The organism is Algimonas arctica, from assembly GCF_014652695.1.
In the GTDB taxonomy this organism is placed as follows: Bacteria; Pseudomonadota; Alphaproteobacteria; order Caulobacterales; family Maricaulaceae; genus Litorimonas; species Litorimonas arctica.
Genome location: NZ_BMZH01000002.1, coordinates 149158 through 166204, shown reverse-complemented (window position 1 = coordinate 166204; position 17047 = coordinate 149158). Strand labels below are relative to the sequence as shown.

The 17047-nt window shown below is 55.5% G+C and carries 13 protein-coding genes; 5 read left to right on the top strand and 8 right to left on the bottom strand.

All coding sequences use genetic code 11. From position 1 onward, the window contains the following. Positions 1–40: 40 nt before the first annotated feature. The 3 genes from IE105_RS02935 to IE105_RS02925 are packed head-to-tail and all read right to left on the bottom strand — an operon-like array spanning position 41 to position 3269. On the bottom strand, positions 41–844 hold the full coding sequence (locus IE105_RS02935; RefSeq protein ID WP_189495253.1) for a transglutaminase family protein: 804 nt from the start codon (positions 842–844) through the stop codon (positions 41–43). Next, the gene (locus IE105_RS02930) at positions 845–1846 is read right to left on the bottom strand and encodes an alpha-E domain-containing protein (RefSeq protein ID WP_233353957.1); all 1002 of its coding nucleotides are present in this window, start codon (positions 1844–1846) and stop codon (positions 845–847) included. Then, positions 1839–3269: a circularly permuted type 2 ATP-grasp protein gene (locus IE105_RS02925; RefSeq protein ID WP_189495251.1), complete on the bottom strand. Its 1431-nt coding sequence runs from the start codon at positions 3267–3269 to the stop codon at positions 1839–1841. Before IE105_RS02925 ends, IE105_RS02930 begins: the two co-directional genes overlap by 8 nt. 46 nt (positions 3270–3315) lie before the next feature. Here IE105_RS02925 and IE105_RS15495 point away from each other — a divergent pair, with 46 nt between their 5' ends. Together IE105_RS15495 and IE105_RS02920 are read left to right on the top strand one after the other, a co-directional pair. Next, positions 3316–3438, top strand: a complete 123-nt coding sequence (locus tag IE105_RS15495) for a hypothetical protein (protein WP_267904651.1) — start codon at positions 3316–3318, stop codon at positions 3436–3438. A 59-nt stretch (positions 3439–3497) separates the two neighbouring features. Then, positions 3498–4712 (top strand): saccharopine dehydrogenase family protein, encoded by a 1215-nt coding sequence (locus IE105_RS02920; protein ID WP_189495249.1) that lies wholly within the window; start codon positions 3498–3500, stop codon positions 4710–4712. Between the two features lie 27 nt (positions 4713–4739). Here IE105_RS02920 and IE105_RS02915 read toward each other — a convergent pair whose 3' ends face one another. Further along, entirely contained in the window at positions 4740–6323 is a 1584-nt protein-coding gene (locus tag IE105_RS02915; RefSeq protein ID WP_189495247.1) for an ABC-F family ATP-binding cassette domain-containing protein, read from the bottom strand. 162 nt (positions 6324–6485) lie between these two features. Here IE105_RS02915 and IE105_RS02910 point away from each other — a divergent pair, with 162 nt between their 5' ends. Beyond that, positions 6486–7361 (top strand): isoaspartyl peptidase/L-asparaginase family protein, encoded by an 876-nt coding sequence (locus tag IE105_RS02910; RefSeq protein ID WP_189495245.1) that lies wholly within the window; start codon positions 6486–6488, stop codon positions 7359–7361. Here the strand turns inward: IE105_RS02910 and IE105_RS02905 are convergent. From IE105_RS02905 to IE105_RS02895, 3 genes are read right to left on the bottom strand one after another with little or no spacing between them, the layout of a single operon-like run. Then, positions 7358–9064, bottom strand: a complete 1707-nt coding sequence (locus tag IE105_RS02905) for a Mur ligase family protein (protein WP_189495243.1) — start codon at positions 9062–9064, stop codon at positions 7358–7360. The genes IE105_RS02910 and IE105_RS02905 overlap by 4 nt on opposite strands. 8 nt (positions 9065–9072) lie before the next feature. After that, positions 9073–11934, bottom strand: a complete 2862-nt coding sequence (gene cphA / locus IE105_RS02900; RefSeq protein ID WP_189495241.1) for a cyanophycin synthetase — start codon at positions 11932–11934, stop codon at positions 9073–9075. A 30-nt stretch (positions 11935–11964) separates the two neighbouring features. Then, complete coding sequence (locus tag IE105_RS02895; RefSeq protein WP_189495239.1) at positions 11965–12792, bottom strand: cyanophycinase; 828 nt, start codon at positions 12790–12792, stop codon at positions 11965–11967. A 509-nt stretch (positions 12793–13301) separates the two neighbouring features. On the opposite strand from IE105_RS02895, the gene IE105_RS02890 reads away from it, so the two are divergent. Together IE105_RS02890 and IE105_RS02885 are read left to right on the top strand one after the other, a co-directional pair. Beyond that, positions 13302–14822: a phosphomannomutase/phosphoglucomutase gene (locus tag IE105_RS02890; RefSeq protein ID WP_189495237.1), complete on the top strand. Its 1521-nt coding sequence runs from the start codon at positions 13302–13304 to the stop codon at positions 14820–14822. 46 nt (positions 14823–14868) lie between these two features. Then, positions 14869–16023, top strand: a complete 1155-nt coding sequence (locus tag IE105_RS02885) for an AGE family epimerase/isomerase (RefSeq protein WP_189495235.1) — start codon at positions 14869–14871, stop codon at positions 16021–16023. Here IE105_RS02885 and IE105_RS02880 read toward each other — a convergent pair. Beyond that, on the bottom strand, positions 16020–17012 hold the full coding sequence (locus IE105_RS02880) for a glycosyltransferase (protein ID WP_189495233.1): 993 nt from the start codon (positions 17010–17012) through the stop codon (positions 16020–16022). The genes IE105_RS02885 and IE105_RS02880 overlap by 4 nt on opposite strands. Positions 17013–17047: the final 35 nt, after the last annotated feature.

Genomic DNA, 17047 nt, shown 5'->3' with positions numbered 1-17047 from the left:
TTTACCTGAACGCACAGCGCGGACACCAAATATGATGGCGCTATTGCTGGACTTGAATGGACACGACGAGGTCGGCCGTCGTCACGGCGCCAATTACAATTCCGTGGGTTGGGGTGCAATCTTTATAGTCAAGTCCGTGCGCTATTTTTACATAGCGCTCATCAGGACTAATCCCGTTTGAAATATCAAAACCGATCCAGCCGAGCCCGTCAACATAGGCCTCGGCCCACGCGTGGCTGGCGTCTTGTTCGACCTGATCATCCATCATGAGGTAGCCACTCACGTAGCGGGCCGGTACGCCCATCGCGCGGGCGGCAGCCAGAAAAACATGGGTGTGATCTTGGCACACGCCCGTTCCGCGCTCAAAAGCGGTAGCAGCGCTCGTAGACACATCTGTCGTACCGGGTGTGTAGGGCATGGCGTCCAAAATATTATGGCTGAGCGTATGGAGGTCGCCAACGTCCACAACCGCTGTTTTGCTCGTCCACTCACCCAAAGCGGTGATCGCGTCAGTTGATGACGTTAAATCTGTTCCGCGCAGAAAAAAACGTGGGTCCAGAAGCGTCTTAATGGGCGCGATGATCCGGTCCGGCGTTCGGGTCTCAACCTCGCCGACGACTGTAATCGCGACGCGGTCCGATCCGGGGAGGGGTTCGATCAAATCGATATCTGTGCCCAAATGATCGTTAAAACGTGCCTGAGGGCGCGCGCCGTCTAAGTTAAGGTCCCAGGACAGGATAGTTTGCGTGTCGTTGGATTGCGGGCGCATCCGCAATTGCAACAAGGCATAGCTTGCGGGCTGGGAATAGACATATTCTGTCCGGTGTTCGATTTTGAGCCGCATTTAAGGTTGGAACCTGTAAGAGGTTTCGATCTGAGCGGACAATTCAGAATTGCGCGCAATCAGGTCGATGAGGAATTCGTGCAGGCCGAAGCCGATGATGGTTTCACTGCTGGATCCGTTAATATGGTCATTATGAAGGATGGCCATGTCGAGGGCCGCGTTCGAGGCCTCAGAGTTGGCCTTCATTTCCGCCAAAGTTGTCCGGATCGTTTTATAGCAAAAGGCGATGGACCGGGGCAGACGGATGTCGTGGACAAGAAAGTTCACAATTGCCGCGGCGGAAATGTCGCCACCATGCAACCAATGGAACGACCGTTCGGCGGACGCGCAGCGCAAGATCATCTCCCATTGCACATGGTCGAGCGGCGAACCGACAGACGCGCTGGACGGGAGCAGCACATAATATTTCGTGTCCAGAATCCTTGCCGTATTATCGGCCCGTTCGATCATCGCGCCGAGTTCCATAAAGCGGAAAATATCATTGCGTAGCATCGTGCCGTTCATCGTGCCCCGCACGAGCGCCGCTTGCTGGCGGATTTGGAATAGGAGCTCTGGCAGTTCCTGTTTGCCCTTATAATTATCGAGCGCGATGTTGAGTTGCAGCCACGCGCCGTTGACGGCTTCCCATGTATCAATGGTCAGCGCGGTGCGGGTCATGCGCGCGTTTTGGCGGGCTTCGGCGAGCGAGCTGCGAATACTGCCGGGATTATCCCGGTCGCAGACTAGGAATTCGACGACGCTGTCTGTGCGGAAATCGTCATGGGTTTTCAGGTAAGCCTGCGTTGCGCTGGATGTGGTCAGCACGGATTCCCATTCGCTCCGTTGAGTGCGGGACCGGGTGAGAGACATGCGAAAACCGGCATCAACGAGGCGGGCCGTATTTTCCATTCGTTCCAAATAACGCATCATCCAGAATAAACCGGACGCGGTCCGGCCTAACATGGTTTGATCTGACGGTGTGAGACCCACGCCTGTCTGTTGGGTTTGTGACTGGCTACTCATCTGTCAACACCCATGTATCCTTGGTTCCGCCGCCTTGGCTTGAATTCACGACGAGCGATCCTTCGGTCATCGCGACGCGGGTTAACCCGCCGGGAACAACGCTAATTGATTTTGATGAAACGAGCACAAAGGGCCGTAAATCGACATGACGTGGCGCGAGTCCCGCTTTGGTCAGGACAGGGACGGTGGATAAAGCCAAGGTCGGTTGCGCGATGTAATTGCGCGGATTTGCGATCAGTTTGGCGCGGAAGGCTTTGATCTCGGCCCTGCTGGCGGCGGGCCCGACCAACATACCGTAACCGCCTGATCCGTGGACTTCTTTGACCACCAGTTGGGCTAAATTATCGAGCACGTAAGCAAGCGAGTCTTTATCCGCACAGCGCCATGTTTGGACGTTTTTCAGGATGGGTTCCTGGCCAGTATAAAATTTGATGATGTCGGGCATGTAGGAATAAAGCGCCTTGTCATCGGCGATACCAGTGCCGGGGGCATTGGTAATGGTAATGCCGCCCGCGCGGTAAATATCGAAAATACCGGGCACGCCCAACATGGATTCCGGATTAAAGGTCAGCGGGTCTAGAAAGTCGTCATCAACCCGGCGGTAAAGCACATCAATCGGTTGAAAGCCGCAGGTCGTGCGCATCGCAACTCGGCCATCGACAATGCGAAGGTCGCCGCCTTCGACTAATTCCACGCCCATTTGATCCGCAAGAAACGCATGTTCATAATAGGCCGAATTATGCACGCCGGGAGTCAGGATCGCGATGGTCGGCTTTCCGGTGCAGGCCGGCGGTGCGGATGCGGCCAGAGATTGGCGCAGCATCATCGGATAGTCGCTGACATTTTCAACGCCGACGCGCGAAAACAGCTCCGGGAACATGCGCAACATCGTCTCGCGGTTCTCCAGCATATAGGACACGCCGGACGGGGTGCGCGCGTTATCTTCGAGCACGTAAAACTCATCCGGCCCGGTTCGGACCAGATCAGTTCCGACGATGTGGGTGTAGATACCGCCGGGCGGATCAACGCCGATCATTTGCGGAAGGAAGGCTTCGTTATTATCGATTAGGCTGGCAGGGACGTGGCCCGCGCGGATGATTTCACGGCGGTGGTAAATATCATGGAGAAACGCATTGAGCGCTTTGACGCGCTGTTCAATGCCGCGTTGGATTTTCTTCCATTCGCGCGCGCTAATGATCCGAGGCACGATATCGAACGGGATCAGACGTTCATCCGCATCCGTGTCGCCATAGACATTAAAAGTAATGCCTTTTTTGCGAAAGAAGCGCTCGGCTTCGGCAGATTTCTTCAAGAGTTCGGCTTTGTCGACACCGGCGACCACGGCGTCATAATCTTTATAAGCGGGGCGGACCTCACCGTCGGGTCCGAGCATTTCATCGAAAAAGACGAGTGGTTTTGTCATTATCTTTATGACGCATATAAAAGGGCGCATATCAAGCGAGGATACCGTGATTGCGCAACAATCACCGCTCAGTGCGCTTTTCGGGTCGGTTTCCACTGTCCAGAATACTGTGTTGGTCGCGGCGGCGGCGGTCGCGGGCGGAATGGGCTGTATTCAAACTGTTCCATAGAATGCTAACGCAGGTCGGCAGGCAAACGAACGGCTTCATATTTTCCGCGAAAGATCCCTATGGTAAATCCGTCATTCGACATCATTGTTTTCGGTGCGACCAGCTTTGTCGGTCAAATCATGACACGCTATATGAGCACGCAATTCGCTGATGGCTCCGTCCGATGGGCGATTGCTGGGCGCTCAGAAAGCAAACTGCAGACCCTCAGTGACGATGTCGGCCTCACAAATATTGACATGATTGTGGCGGATGCCACGGACGACGCGGCATTACAGGCGATGTGCGCGCGAACCAAAGTCGTAATTTCAACGGTCGGGCCTTACGCGCTCTATGGCGATGCGCTGGTCAAAGCCTGTGCGGAGTCAGGAACGCATTATTGTGATCTGAGCGGTGAACCGCAATGGATCCGTAAGATGCAGTCGCAATATGAAGAGACGGCCCAAAAATCCGGTGCGCTGATCGTGCATTGTTGCGGGTTTGATTCAATACCGTCTGACCTTGGTGTGCATTTCTTACAGCAGAATGCGAAAAAATCGCACGGCCAGACGCTGGGTAGAATTAATATGCGGGTCGTGAAAATGAAAGGCGGTCCATCCGGCGGCACCGTCGCCAGTATCATCAATATGGTCAAAGAAGCGGCTGGCGATCCGGATCTTCGCAAGCAGCTCAAGGACCCTTATAGTCTCTGTCCGCCTGATCACGATTTTTCATCGCGGCAGCCCGATGTAAAAGTCGCCTATGATGATGACTATGGGAGTTGGATTGCGCCCTTCGTCATGGCCGCCATCAATACTCGTATTGTGCACCGCTCGAACGCGTTGAGCGATGCGGGCTATGGGTCCGACTTCTTGTATGAAGAAGCGGTTGTGACAGGCAAAGGCGGCCGCGGGAAACGTATGGCGCGGGCGAGTGCGTGGGGGATGGGGGGCTTTATGGTTGCGTTGGTCGTGCCGCCCGTGCGCTGGGCGTTGGAAAAATTTGTCCTGCCAAAACCCGGTGAAGGCCCCAGCGAGAAAGCCCAATTAGAGGGCGAATTTAATCTTCTGTTTATGGGCGAAACGGACGCGGGCGAGATGATGAAAGCGCGCGTCACGGGCGACCGCGATCCCGGCTATGGTTCGACGGCGAAAATGTTGGCGCAGGCGGCGGCTTGTTTGGCGCAGGATATTCCAGACGGCACGCAGGGCGGGTTCTGGACACCCGCCACCCTCATGGGCGATGCGCTGATCGCGCGTTTGCGCGACCATGCGGGTCTTACCTTTGAAATGGAATAAGGCTGAGCGTGAAAGGGCGCGTCGGGATTAAGCCCGGTCTGCTTGCATGACGAGCTTTTTATAGTCTTGCAGATCACCATCATAGCGTTTGGCGCGACCTTTATTGACGAGCCAGAGGCGGTCCGCCGTCGCTTCGGCCAGATAGACATCGTGGGTGATCAATAAGACCGCGCCGGGAAAGTCATTAAGCGCGTAAATCAGGGCTTCGCGGCTATCGATATCCAAGTGCGAAGTCGGTTCGTCCAAGATCAAGACATGCGGTTTATCGAGCGACATCAGGCCGAGCAGTAACCGAACTTTTTCGCCCCCCGAGAGTTTCTCGACATTGGTTTCCACTTTTTCATGCGGGAAGCCCATCGCGGCCGCCGCGCCGCGCGCTTTGCTTTGCGGGGTGTCCTTGGGCAATTTTTGCGTGATGTGATCGAGAACTGTTTCCCCGGCCGTCAGCTCATCCAGCTGATCTTGAGAGAAATAGCCAATGCGCAAACTGGCCGAGGCTTTGCGATGCCCTGTCATGAGGGGTAGGCGCTGGGCGATAGATTTGACCAGCGTCGTTTTACCCTGACCATTGGCGCCGACGATGGCGACGCGGTCATCCGGGTCTAGCCGTAAATTGACTTTGGACAGGATTTTCGCGTCAGAGCCATAGCCTAAATCCGCGTCTTCCAATTGCAACATCGGCGGGGCAAGTTTTCCCTTTGGCGCGGGGAATGAAAATGGCGTCGTGCGCTCTGAGATCGGGATTGCAATCTCTTGCATTTTCTCGAGCTGCTTGACGCGAGACTGGGCCTGTCGGGCTTTTGAGGCTTTCGCCTTAAAGCGGTCCACAAAAGCCTGAAGGTGGGCTTTATCCGCGTCTTGTTTAACCTTTTGCGCTGACAGCTGCGCGGTTTTGGCGGCGCGCAGGGTCATCCAATCATCATAGCCCCCGGTCGTGATCATCAGTTGTTGATGTTCGAGTGCCAGCGTATGGGTGACGGAGCGGTTCAAGAGTTCGCGGTCATGGCTGACCATAATGACTGTATGCGGATATTTCTGGATATAGCCTTCGAGCCAGGTCGCGCCTTCAAGGTCAAGATAGTTGGTCGGCTCATCGAGCAACAAAACGTCAGGTTCTGAGACGAGCACACCGGCAATCGCCGCGCGCATGCGCCAGCCGCCTGAAAACTCTCGAGTCGCGCGGTGGAAGTCCTCAGTTTTAAAGCCCAAACCCATGAGCACGATGGCCGCGCGTGTATCTGCGTTCCACGCATCCATGTCTGTCAGGCGCTCATATATTTCACCCAATTTATCGGGATCGGTTTCCGTCTCGGATTCTGCCATGAGGCGGTGGCGTTCCTGATCCGCCGCGAGAACGACTTCCATGATCGTTTCGTCCGTCGCTTCGACCTCTTGCGCGACCCAGCCAAGGCGCGCGCCTTTGTTGATACGGATCGACGCATCTTTGGTCGGGGCCTCAACCTCTTCGCGGATCAAGCGGAGCAGGGTGGATTTGCCCGTGCCGTTACGTCCAATCAGACCGACCTTCCACCCGGCCGCAATTTGCGCGCTGGCATTTTTGAACAAGGGACGGCCCTGAACGGCATAGTCTAGATCTGTAATCGATAACATGCGCGCTCCCCTAAGGAGTAAGCGAGAGAACGCAAGTCTAGCTGACTGCGAGAATGTCAGTGGTCAGCCGATCCGCCTGCGACCTGTCGACGATATTTGCGATGAATTATGTAATAGGGTGGCTTACATTTTAATACCGATTCACCCCACTCAGGATCAGACATGACCCATGCACTTGTCATTCATGGCGGCGCGGGCGCGCAGCCCGGAACGGACTATACGGCTCAGAGGCGTCACATGCGTGACTTAATCACGCTTGGCGATGAGCGACTTAAAGCCGGAGACAGCGCTTTAGATGTCGTTACGCAAATGGTTGAACTGCTCGAAGCGTCTGGCCTTTATGTGGCGGGAAAAGGGTCCGCGCCGAATACGGACGGATTGTTTGAACTGGATGCCAGCATCATGGACGGCGCGACGCAAGCAGCGGGGGCGGTGTCCGCAATCCAAAATATGGTCAGCCCGGTGCGCGCCGCAAGACTGATCTTAGAGGATGGCCGACATGTGATGATGACGAGCGCGGGCGCGCGTGATTTCGCGCTCGCAAAGGGACTCGCCAGTGTCGACGATCCTGACGCCTATTACACGGAACATGAGGGTCACGGGTCTGGGGCTGAAAATGCGGATCACGGCACCGTCGGGGCTGTTGCATTGGATATGAACGGAGGCCTAGCGGCGGCAACGTCGACGGGGGGCATCTTTAACAAACGCCCGGGTCGTGTTGGCGACACGCCTTTGATCGGGGTCGGAACGTGGGCTGATGATCAGGTCGCGATTTCTTGCACCGGACACGGCGAGCCGTTTATTCGCACTTGCGCCGCCCATGATATCGCCGCGCAAATGCGCTACGGGGGAACGGATATGAACGCGGCAGCGCGCGCGACTTTGGATAAGGTCAAAGCGTTTGGCGGCGACGGCGGCCTTATCGCGATTGACCGGGCCGGGACCATCATCATGCCGTATAATTCCGAGGGCATGAAGCGGGCCGCAATCTCGAGCCGGATGGACTTAGTTGTGCGCGTCTTTGAGCCGGAACCTTAGACGCTCACAGCCTGCCCAGGCCGCCAATTTTCAGCCTGCAACTTCTGGATCAACCCTAAGGGCTTGTCTCGGTTTTCGTAAATCAGCAGGACGAGCAAGTCGCCGGGCTGCGCCCACGAAAAGGCTTTTGCGACGGCCTCGACTTCGGTTTCGGCATTGAAAATTTGGTCTGTGGGATAGTTCATCTCGGCCAAATACTGTCGGATGAGAGCCGGGACTTCGCCGGGCTTTCGTCCCCGCAATTTAGACGGCATATCGCGGACGATGATGGCATCCGATGCGGCGTCGCGGATGATTTTCGTCAACTGGTAGATATCAGCATCACTGCGATCGCCGCCCTGACCACACATATAAAGGCGGCGTTTGGCGGGTAGCGTGTTTAACGCCTCGGTTAGCGCTGACAGCCCGTGCGGATTATGGGCGAAATCAACGACCACGTTGACACCGCCGACGTCAATAAAATTACCGCGACCGGGGTTATCCTCCGCCGTACTTTCGAAAGCTAACAGTCCCGCATTGATGGCATTGGTGTTCACGCCGAGTATGCGCATTAAGAGGATCGCGCCCAAGGCGTTGGAGACATTATAGAGTGCAGCGCCGCCTAAAGCGGGAACAAACTCTTTTACAGGTAAGATTAGGGTAATCTTGCCATTATGGGACACGGCGAAATGGTCGTCCATGACGAAGGCGGCATACCCGGTTAAAGGCACATCGCTCTCGCTCAGAGATAAGCCGTACCAAGCGACATCACCCGGAAAAGCCTGCCCCCGAGATTTTAGGCACGCATCATCCGCATTCAAAATAAGCGTGCCGCTTCTCTCGACGGCTTTGGACACAGTGAACTTCGCATCGGCTAACTGTTCAACGGTATGGATGCCGTATTCGCCAAGATGATCGGCGGCGATGTTGGTGATCAGACAGGCTGTGGCGCGCGGAACCGGAAGACCGCGGCGCAGCAAACCGCCTCGGGCTGTCTCGATCACGGCGAGGTCGACGCGCGGGTCGCGTAGGGCGAGGCGTGCCCCCTCCGGCCCGGAATAATCGCCCTTTGCAATAGTCTCGTCGCCCACACGCACCCAGTCGCTGGTCGAAAAACCAAGGGTCAATCCCGCCGCGGCGCCGATGGCGGCCGCGATCCGCACCGTGGTGGACTTTCCATTCGTGCCTGTGACCATAGCTGCGGGGACGTCAGCAATATCGGCCCAGTCGAACTGACCGGGTAAGGGTAACGCGTCTCTTGGCCAGCATTGGCTTGTCTTGCCAAGACCCAAAGTCACGGTCTCTTCATCGAACAGGCAGGCAACCCCTTTGCTGTGTGAGGCGGCGTGTAGGGCTCGAAAAACGGGGTCTCTTTCCTGTGCAATGTCTTCTTTCAATTGGCCAATCGCGAAATTTAAATCAGGTGAAACCTCACCCGCAATTTCCGCGCAGACTTGTGCCCACGCGGCTTCGACAATCTCCGTTGCGGCAAACAAGCTATCAATAGGCGCGGTGATGGCGAGGGTCGCGCCGCCCTGATAAGGCCGCACGGCAAGGGTTTCATCGGGCCAGCCGACAGCGTCCAGCAAGGTGCGGACGTGAGTGGCCCAGCGCGCAAGGGCGCTGTCCTTCACATGGTCGTCCACACTGATCTCCGCAGCTGCGCCCGGACGATCCAGAATTAAACTGGGCCCCGTCAGTCGTCGTGAATCCGTCAGTTGCATGATCGAGATCAGTCTGATTCTTCCGGTTCACTTGCCAAGCGAACACCGCGCTTATCCCGCACGAGTTTCATACCCTCCAGATTGACGGTGATGGCTTGATCCTCGTCTTCGTCGGCGGGACTGGACCCATTATCGGTGGTCTCATACGTGCCGGTGGGGCTCGCATTATCCATCCTGTTGGAGGTAGCGGATTCGAAGTCAGGATTGGAGTTGTTGGGTCGATTGAAATAGATAATTTGCTTCCAACAGCGGGTGATTTCGTCACCAAAAATAACGAGGAGATCCCCCGGTGCCGCCATTTGTAAGGCGGCGTCAACGGCATCTTCTTCTGAGGGTATGACGCTGATATCTTCTTCAGCCACGCCATTGTCTAACAAGGCAGCCTTCATCAGCTTCGGCACTTCGTCCGGCCCGCGACCGCGTAATTTGTCATCGCGCTTACAGATATAGTGATCGTAATGGCCTGCAATTATCCGGGCGGTCTCTGTGATGTCTTCATCGCGACGGTCCCCCGGCAGCGCGAAGACGCCAATCCGTTTGCCCGCAGGGGTGAGCTGATCAACAAGGTTGGTCATAGCTTCGAAAGCCGCCGGGTTATGGCCGTAATCTAGGATGACTTTAAAGGGATGTTCGTCAAACACATTCATCCGGCCCGGCGCTTGAGAGAAGCTGGTCGTGAAAGAGGATAGTCCGAGGCGGATGTCTTCCAAGCTTTTGCCCATGCTAAAGGCGATTGCGGCGGCAAACATGGCATTATTCACATTATGCATCGCCCGCCCTTCCATGGTTGCGGGGATCAAATGCGTCCACATCAAGGGGATATGCGCGCTCTTCTCGTAGATGGTGATCATATGACCGTTGATCCCTTGTTCCAGCACAACAGCGCGACCGCCCACCCGGATATGTTCTTTCACCAGCGGGTGGGTCGCATGCATCGTGACGTAACAGATGTTCTTGGCCTCGGTATGTTCCGCCATACGCAAGCAGTGTTCGTCGTCTGCATTCAAGACAGCCGTGTCGCGCGCAATCTCGACGACGAGGCGTTTGACCCGGGCCATGTCTTCGAGCGTGTCCACGCCTTTCAGGCCAAGGTGATCGGCTGAGATGTTCAGCACAGCGCCGATGTCGCAATGGCGATACCCCATGCCGCTGCGCACCATTCCCCCGCGTGCGGTTTCTAACACAGCCACATCAACCGTCGGATCGCGTAGCACCATTTGCGCCGAAATGGGGCCGGTGAGGTCCCCTTTAACCGTGAGGTTTCCGTTAATGTACACGCCGTCGGTTGTGGCCAGCCCCACCGTATGGCCGCTCATTTTACAGATATGAGAGATCATGCGCGCAGTTGTCGTTTTGCCGTTAGTTCCCGTGATTGAAATCATCGGAATGCGGGCCGGAGAGTTTTCGGGGAACAGCATATTCATGACGGCCCCGGCCACGTCGCGTGACTTTCCTTCTGAGGGAGACACATGCATCCGGAAGCCGGGAGCCGCATTGATCTCGCAAATCCCTGCTCCATTATCCTTGTAGGACTGCGAAATATCGAGCGACAGGAAGTCGACCCCGCCAATATCAAGACCGATGGCCTTGACCGCCCGGATCGCCATTTCGCGGTTATCTGGATGGACGATGTCCGTGACATCAATAGCGGTGCCGCCTGTTGAGAGATTGGCTGTCGAGCGCAGATAGAGTGTCTCTCCATCGGCGAGCACAGTCTCTGCTGTGTAATTGTGTTCCTCAAGATGTTCGATGGCTTTGGTGTCGAGCTCTAAACGGGTCAGCGCCTTTTCGTGACCAACCCCGCGGCGAGGATCAGAATTAACCTCATCGACCAGTTCAGTCACCGTGCTTTTGCCGTCACCAACGACATGACCGGGGACGCGTTTTGAGACCGCCACGAGGTCATCATTGACGACCAACATGCGATGATCGAACCCTTTAATGAAGGTCTCGACAATGATGCTGCGGCTTTTGCTATGCTCTTTCGCAAAGTCGAACCCTTCGAGAATATGTTCGTCTTCTTCCAGCTCAATCGAGATGCCGCGGCCATGATTGCCGTCTAGCGGTTTGATAACGACAGGACCGCCAAGCCGCCTCGCGGCGCGCAGCGCCTCATCACCGTTGCGAACGAGAATTTGACGTGGAACAGGCAGGCCGAGGTCGGCTAGAATTTTATTGGTTTCGTCTTTATCAGACGCCAACTCCACAGAAATATAGTTCGTCTCGCTCGTAATCGTGGCCTGAATGCGTTTTTGATAGCGGCCGTGACCAAGCTGAATCAGGCTGTAATTATTCAGCCGCATATAGGGAATGTCGCGATCTTGCGCGGCTTTGACTAGCGATGCCGTACTCGGCCCCAATGCCAAACGCTGAGCGCTTCGGATGAAGCTCTCAAGTTCTGTATCAAAATCAAAATCGTCAATCCGGGAGTCAGGGTCGACGAGGGTGTCTGGAAGCAGGGAGGTCAGAAACTTGAGCGCAAGGTCAGCAGCGTCCAGACCGACCCGTTCTTCCTCAAACTCAAAGATCATATTATAGACGCCGGGCTCTTCATCGGCGCCGCGTGTTTTGCCAAACGTAACGTCCGCGCCAGCAATATTCTGGATTTCGATCGCGACATGTTCCCAAACATGGCCGAACCATGTGCCATTATCATCGCGAAGCCGGCGAATGAATCCCCCGGGTTCGCCATAAGAGCAGCCATGCTCATGTAAGCTCGGGAGAGCGGCGATGAGCGGTTCGATGAAGCTGTCCCCTAAGCGTCCAGTCGGCCAATCTTCCAGCACACCAATATCGATTTTGTGGCGGATGACGGGAAAGAGCGCATAAACATTTGGCCCTCGATAAACAGACGTCTCAAGAATCTTCATCGGTCTCTCCCAACGCCCTGTGTCCGGACACTATCCAGAAGCGGGCTTCGCTTCGCGCGTGGAGAGATCGTAGCGCCCCCCCTCCAATAATATGTGCAGCCTTATGCCAATTAAGCAAACAGGTTTTCCACGACCCACGTCAGCCATGGAGGAATGCTGCAAATCTGTCGGGTCAATGACGGTTAATCCACCGCTCCCGAGAACTTCGATGACATTATCCGGGCCAATGAAGGCGGCTGTGTCTTCATCGACGCCTAAGCCAACGGCGAATGGATTATAGGCCAAGGCCGATAGCAGACGCCCTAATCGGCCCCGCTCGCGAAAATGCTGATCAATGATGACCTTGTTTGTGAGGCCTAATCCGGGCGCAAGTGTCGCCAGGCCACTTTTTGGTGTTGCGCCGCCGCGCCCAAAGGCGATCATATGTTCGGGAATAAAAGCCGCGCCCGCAGATGTGCCGGCAATGTGGACCCCTTCGGCGTTCGCTTTACGCATCAATTTGGCGACAGACGTTCCGCCGATGATGGTCGAGAGCCGAAGTTGATCACCGCCTGTCATGAAAATGCCGGTCGCATTCTCTAGCTTGGCGAGTTTACCCGTGTCTTCGCAGTCTTCGCGGTTATCCAAGGAGACTATATCGACTGTGTCGATGCCGATTTCCGTGAAAATTTCTTGGTAGCGGTCCCCTGTATCTTCGAGACGGGACGCCGTCGGGATGATGACGATACGCGCCTTGCGGCCTCCGGACAGCTCAACGAAGCGGTTAAGGATCGAGGATGTCTTGACCTTCTTCTCACCTCCGCCAATCGGAATGATATACCCACGATTTGAGGGGTGATCTACTTTAGCTGGGCACACAATGTGGGTTTCCTATTAAGCCGTGTCGCGCGATGGCATGCCCTTATTAGGGGGTCCAGTCTTTAAATGACTGCTGAGGGCGTTCTGAGAGCTTATACGATATTATCAAGCGGCCCATTGGATTTAACGTATATTCTTCGCGGTTCCACGCAAAGCCCCGTTGTGAAACAGGGGCGCCGCATCTGTCGCAAAGAGGGTGGGTCTTACAATTTCACACGCAACGGAACGTCAATATTTGTTCGGTTAATCGCGTGAGATAGTAGGATGACGCTCGGGTCAAAGAGTCTGTGGAGGCTGTTATTTTTAGGGGCTATCTATCGCCGAACCCAACCAAAATTATCCGGAACATTAAGGCCGGAAGGCAAAATGAGTTGACCAAATTGCTTATTTCCTTGATGAAAATCAATAGACTGAAGGGTTCAAATAGCCCGAAAATAACGGCTACACCTTTTCAGTTTTAGACCCTAGTATGAGCCCAATTACATCCACTCTCAGTGAAATGAAGTTTAATGTCGCGTTCACCAGAGGCGAAAATTGCGCCAAATTCCTATGATTTTGAAACGACATCGCTCGTAAAGCCGACAGGCTTTCGCGAATATGATGCGCGTTGGTGGTTTGGTGGGGCGGGCCATGAAAAAGACCCAGAGTTAAACCTCTATGGCGTACGGGCGCTTGGGGAGGGGCTGGGTACCCTTATGCATGAACGCGGTGTCGATCCTGTGATCGCCGTGGGTCATGATTTCCGTCACTATTCTCTCAGCATTAAGATGACGCTCATTGCGGGTCTGATGAATGCCGGCATTAAAGTTTTGGACATTGGCTTGGCCCTGTCACCGATGGCGTATTTCGCGCAGTTTCACTTAAAAGCGGCAGGCGTCGCAATGGTTACGGCATCGCATAACTCAAACGGTTGGACCGGCGTGAAGATGGGCATCGAAGCGCCACTGACCTTTGGGCCGGATGAGATGGCGCGTTTGAAAGCCATCGTGTTGAACGGCGAGACCAAAGCCCGCCACGGTGGGTCCTACGAATTTGTCGAAGGCGTGCGCGAAGCCTACATCGCTGACGTCGCAGCTGGTGTGAAACTCTCCCGCCCCATCCGCGTTGTTGCCGCTTGCGGTAACGGCACAGCGGGCGCGTTTGCACCGGAGTTACTAAAACGTATTGGTGCTGAGGTTGTTCCGGTTGAATGCGATCTGGATTACACTTTCCCTCACTATAACCCGAACCCGGAGTCGATGAAGATGCTCCATGCGATGCGCGACGCGGTCAAAGAGCACGGCGCGGAACTGGCGCTCGGTTTTGACGGTGATGGCGATCGCTGCGGTGTCGTCGATGATGAGGGCGAAGAGATTTTTGCGGATAAAGTCGGCGTTATGCTCGCCCGTGATTTGTCGGCCATTCATGAGAATGCGCAATTTGTCGTCGATGTGAAATCGACGGGTCTCTATCACACCGACCCGGTTTTGCAGGCCAACGGCGCAAAGACGGATTATTATAAAACCGGTCATAGTTATATCAAACGCCGGGTGAATGAGCTGAACGCGTTGGTTGGGTTTGAAAAATCAGGCCATTATTTTTTCAACGCGCCAATCGGGCGCGGCTATGATTGCGGACTCGTCTCCGCCGTCGCAATCCTGCAAATGCTCGACCGTAATCCGGGGAAGTCGTTCGCGGACTTACGCCGGGCGTTACCGACAACCTACGGCACCCCGACGATGAGCCCGCATTGCGCGGATGAAGAAAAATACGGCGTCGTGGACCGCTTGATTGCGGGCGTGAAAGCCGACGCCGATGCCGGAAACACAATTATCGGCCAACGGATTGTCGATGTGAACACGGTCAATGGCGTCCGTTTTACATTGGAGGATGGCAGTTGGGGTTTGATCCGGGCCAGCTCGAATACACCGAACTTGGTCATCGTAGTTGAAAGCCCAACGGCCAAAGAGAATACGGTCGGACTGTTCCGGGATATTGAACGGCGACTGGCCGACTATCCGGAAGTCGGTGCGTTCGATCAAAAAATATAATCTGGGAACAATAAATTATAATCTGTCTCGTTAAATTGGCGCTAATATGACGAACATGCTTACCCCTTCCGCAGACACAGCCGCTCTGACTCCGGTCAGGGCTTGGGCGGACCGCTGGCTTTTTGACACGGTTCTTCCGCATTGGCTCTCCGTCGCGGGTGATCCGGACGTTGGCGTTTTTGTTGAATGTCTGGATGCGGACACACAGCCCATGCCGGACGTGCCGCGTCGGGGTCGTGTCGCGCCGCGACAGCTCTTTACCTTTGCCCGCGCACAACGCTTGGGATTTGACGGGGGCGACACGCTCGGCGCGCTGTTGGAGACAGGGGCAAACACACTACTCACCGTCAGCAAATGTGACAGGGCTGGATTTGCGAGCAAGATAGACGCCAAAGGCGCCCCCCTTAAAGCGGAGGCTAAGCTTTATGATCATGCGTTTGTCGCGCTCGCCGGGTCAGAACTGCGCGCGCTGAATATTCACGGAGGCGCAGATCTGGCAGATTGCGCGTTCGGACTGATCGATGACCGTTTCCGCGATACGGATCATGGCGGGTATCACACGCAAGCGGGCCGTTCTGGACCGAAGTTGGCGAACCCGCACATGCATTTATTGGAGGCGTCATTGTTGCAATATTCCGTGACCAACGCCCCGATGGCCCTCGCGCGAATTCAAGAGATTGTCGCGCTTTGTCGCGCGCATTTCATCCTGCCGGGCACAGGGTTGATCGCCGAAGAACGCGACGTTGATTTCAGTGTCGCGGGCGCCGGCTGGGTTGAGCCGGGCCATTGTTTTGAATGGGCCTATCTTCTTTTCTGTGCGGCAGATGCGCTGTCTGATGCGAGCTTGGGAGAGGACGCCCGCGCTTTGTTTGTGCGAAGTGAAGCATTTGTCGAAGCGGACGGTTTGGTCATGGATGTCGCGGGCGCGGCGGAGCCAACTTACCGCTTGTGGCCGCAGTTGGAACGGTTGCGCTGTTTGGCAACATTTGGGAAAAACGCCGCGATTGATCCGCTGCTCTCGACCATTATTGATTGCTATCTGTCGCGAAGTGGCGATGCGGGTTGGATCGATAAAGTGGATGCTTCGCGCGCGCCGATGGGCGACCGTGTTCCGGCATCCATGCTCTATCATTTGCTGACCGCAATTCCAGTTGTGACACGTCCTGACGCGACGGCAATGCTTACGCAGTCGCGCGCTTAAAGCGGCGGCGCGCCAAAGCTGATCGCGTCAAGCGCGAGCTGACGGCTTTCACCCGGCGCGAGGACTGGCTCATTTGGCGTCATTAAGAAGACGGGGTGGTCCTCGTAATGAAAGACATCCAAGGTAGGCGCCGTTGTGACGGTTGCTGTCTGGGTTTTCACGCGTAACAAACCAGATTTTATTGTGCTGAACTGCGCCCGCGCCCGTCCATAAGTCGCGCCATTATGCAAAGCGATATTGATCATAGCCCAGACGGCGCGCGGACCAAAACCGCCGCGCTTCATCAGACTAAAATATTCTTTGTACTTGCGTAGCCCCGGCGCAGCCGTCTTTGTGCCATCATACCAACGCGTAATCGACAACGTGTCTGGAATAGCCTGAAATTTTGCGCCAGACAGATAAAGCCTCTGCCACAAATCCCAATCCATCGTGAAATGCCGGTCTGGGTCAACGGGAATGGTGAGGGTTCCCGGTGTGTCGAGGTCCACTGCTAACAGTGCTGCGCGCGCGATAAAGGTCGAGGGTTGCGCCAAAATATTGTCGCGCATCAAAGCAGGGCCAACAGCGTCTCCGCCATACCCGAAACGGATTGTTTCATGGTCCAGAATATGGGTGTGGCCATGCACGACGTCGGCGTCTGTTTGTGTGAACGCATGCATGGCGCGGGACGTCGCGTCGGGGTGCAGGATATCGTCGTCATTTAACCAGCCATAATAGCGGGCGTGAATGGCAGACCAACCTTCATTGATTGCATCGCTTTGTCCGCCATCTGGGCCGATCCTGATGTAGCGGATAATGTCGCTAAATTCCGTAAGAACGTCCTGTAAATCCGGGGAATCCTCAACGGCACAAATAGCGACTGCGACAATCGACGATTGTGCCGCTAATGATCGCAAGGAGTGTCGCAGCCAAGGATGAGGGCCGGGCCCGACCGGGACGACAAAGGCGAAGTCCGGCGTTGGCGATTTGATATGCGGCGACGACGTCATAGAGCATGGCCCATGCCCATCGCCGGCTCAAATGG

What these genes read in the sequence shown, in the direction of transcription:
- IE105_RS02910 (WP_189495245.1), top strand. Translation starts at nt 6,486, where the DNA reads ATGACCCATGCACTTGTCATTCATGGCGGCGCGGGCGCGCAGCCCGGA.
- IE105_RS02930 (WP_233353957.1), bottom strand. Translation starts at nt 1,846, where the DNA reads ATGAGTAGCCAGTCACAAACCCAACAGACAGGCGTGGGTCTCACACCG.
- IE105_RS02935 (WP_189495253.1), bottom strand. Translation starts at nt 844, where the DNA reads ATGCGGCTCAAAATCGAACACCGGACAGAATATGTCTATTCCCAGCCC.
- cphA (WP_189495241.1), bottom strand. Translation starts at nt 11,934, where the DNA reads ATGAAGATTCTTGAGACGTCTGTTTATCGAGGGCCAAATGTTTATGCG.
- IE105_RS02880 (WP_189495233.1), bottom strand. Translation starts at nt 17,012, where the DNA reads ATGACGTCGTCGCCGCATATCAAATCGCCAACGCCGGACTTCGCCTTT.
- IE105_RS02915 (WP_189495247.1), bottom strand. Translation starts at nt 6,323, where the DNA reads ATGTTATCGATTACAGATCTAGACTATGCCGTTCAGGGCCGTCCCTTG.
- IE105_RS02890 (WP_189495237.1), top strand. Translation starts at nt 13,302, where the DNA reads ATGTCGCGTTCACCAGAGGCGAAAATTGCGCCAAATTCCTATGATTTT.
- IE105_RS02885 (WP_189495235.1), top strand. Translation starts at nt 14,869, where the DNA reads ATGACGAACATGCTTACCCCTTCCGCAGACACAGCCGCTCTGACTCCG.
- IE105_RS02905 (WP_189495243.1), bottom strand. Translation starts at nt 9,064, where the DNA reads ATGCAACTGACGGATTCACGACGACTGACGGGGCCCAGTTTAATTCTG.
- IE105_RS02920 (WP_189495249.1), top strand. Translation starts at nt 3,498, where the DNA reads ATGGTAAATCCGTCATTCGACATCATTGTTTTCGGTGCGACCAGCTTT.
- IE105_RS02925 (WP_189495251.1), bottom strand. Translation starts at nt 3,269, where the DNA reads ATGACAAAACCACTCGTCTTTTTCGATGAAATGCTCGGACCCGACGGT.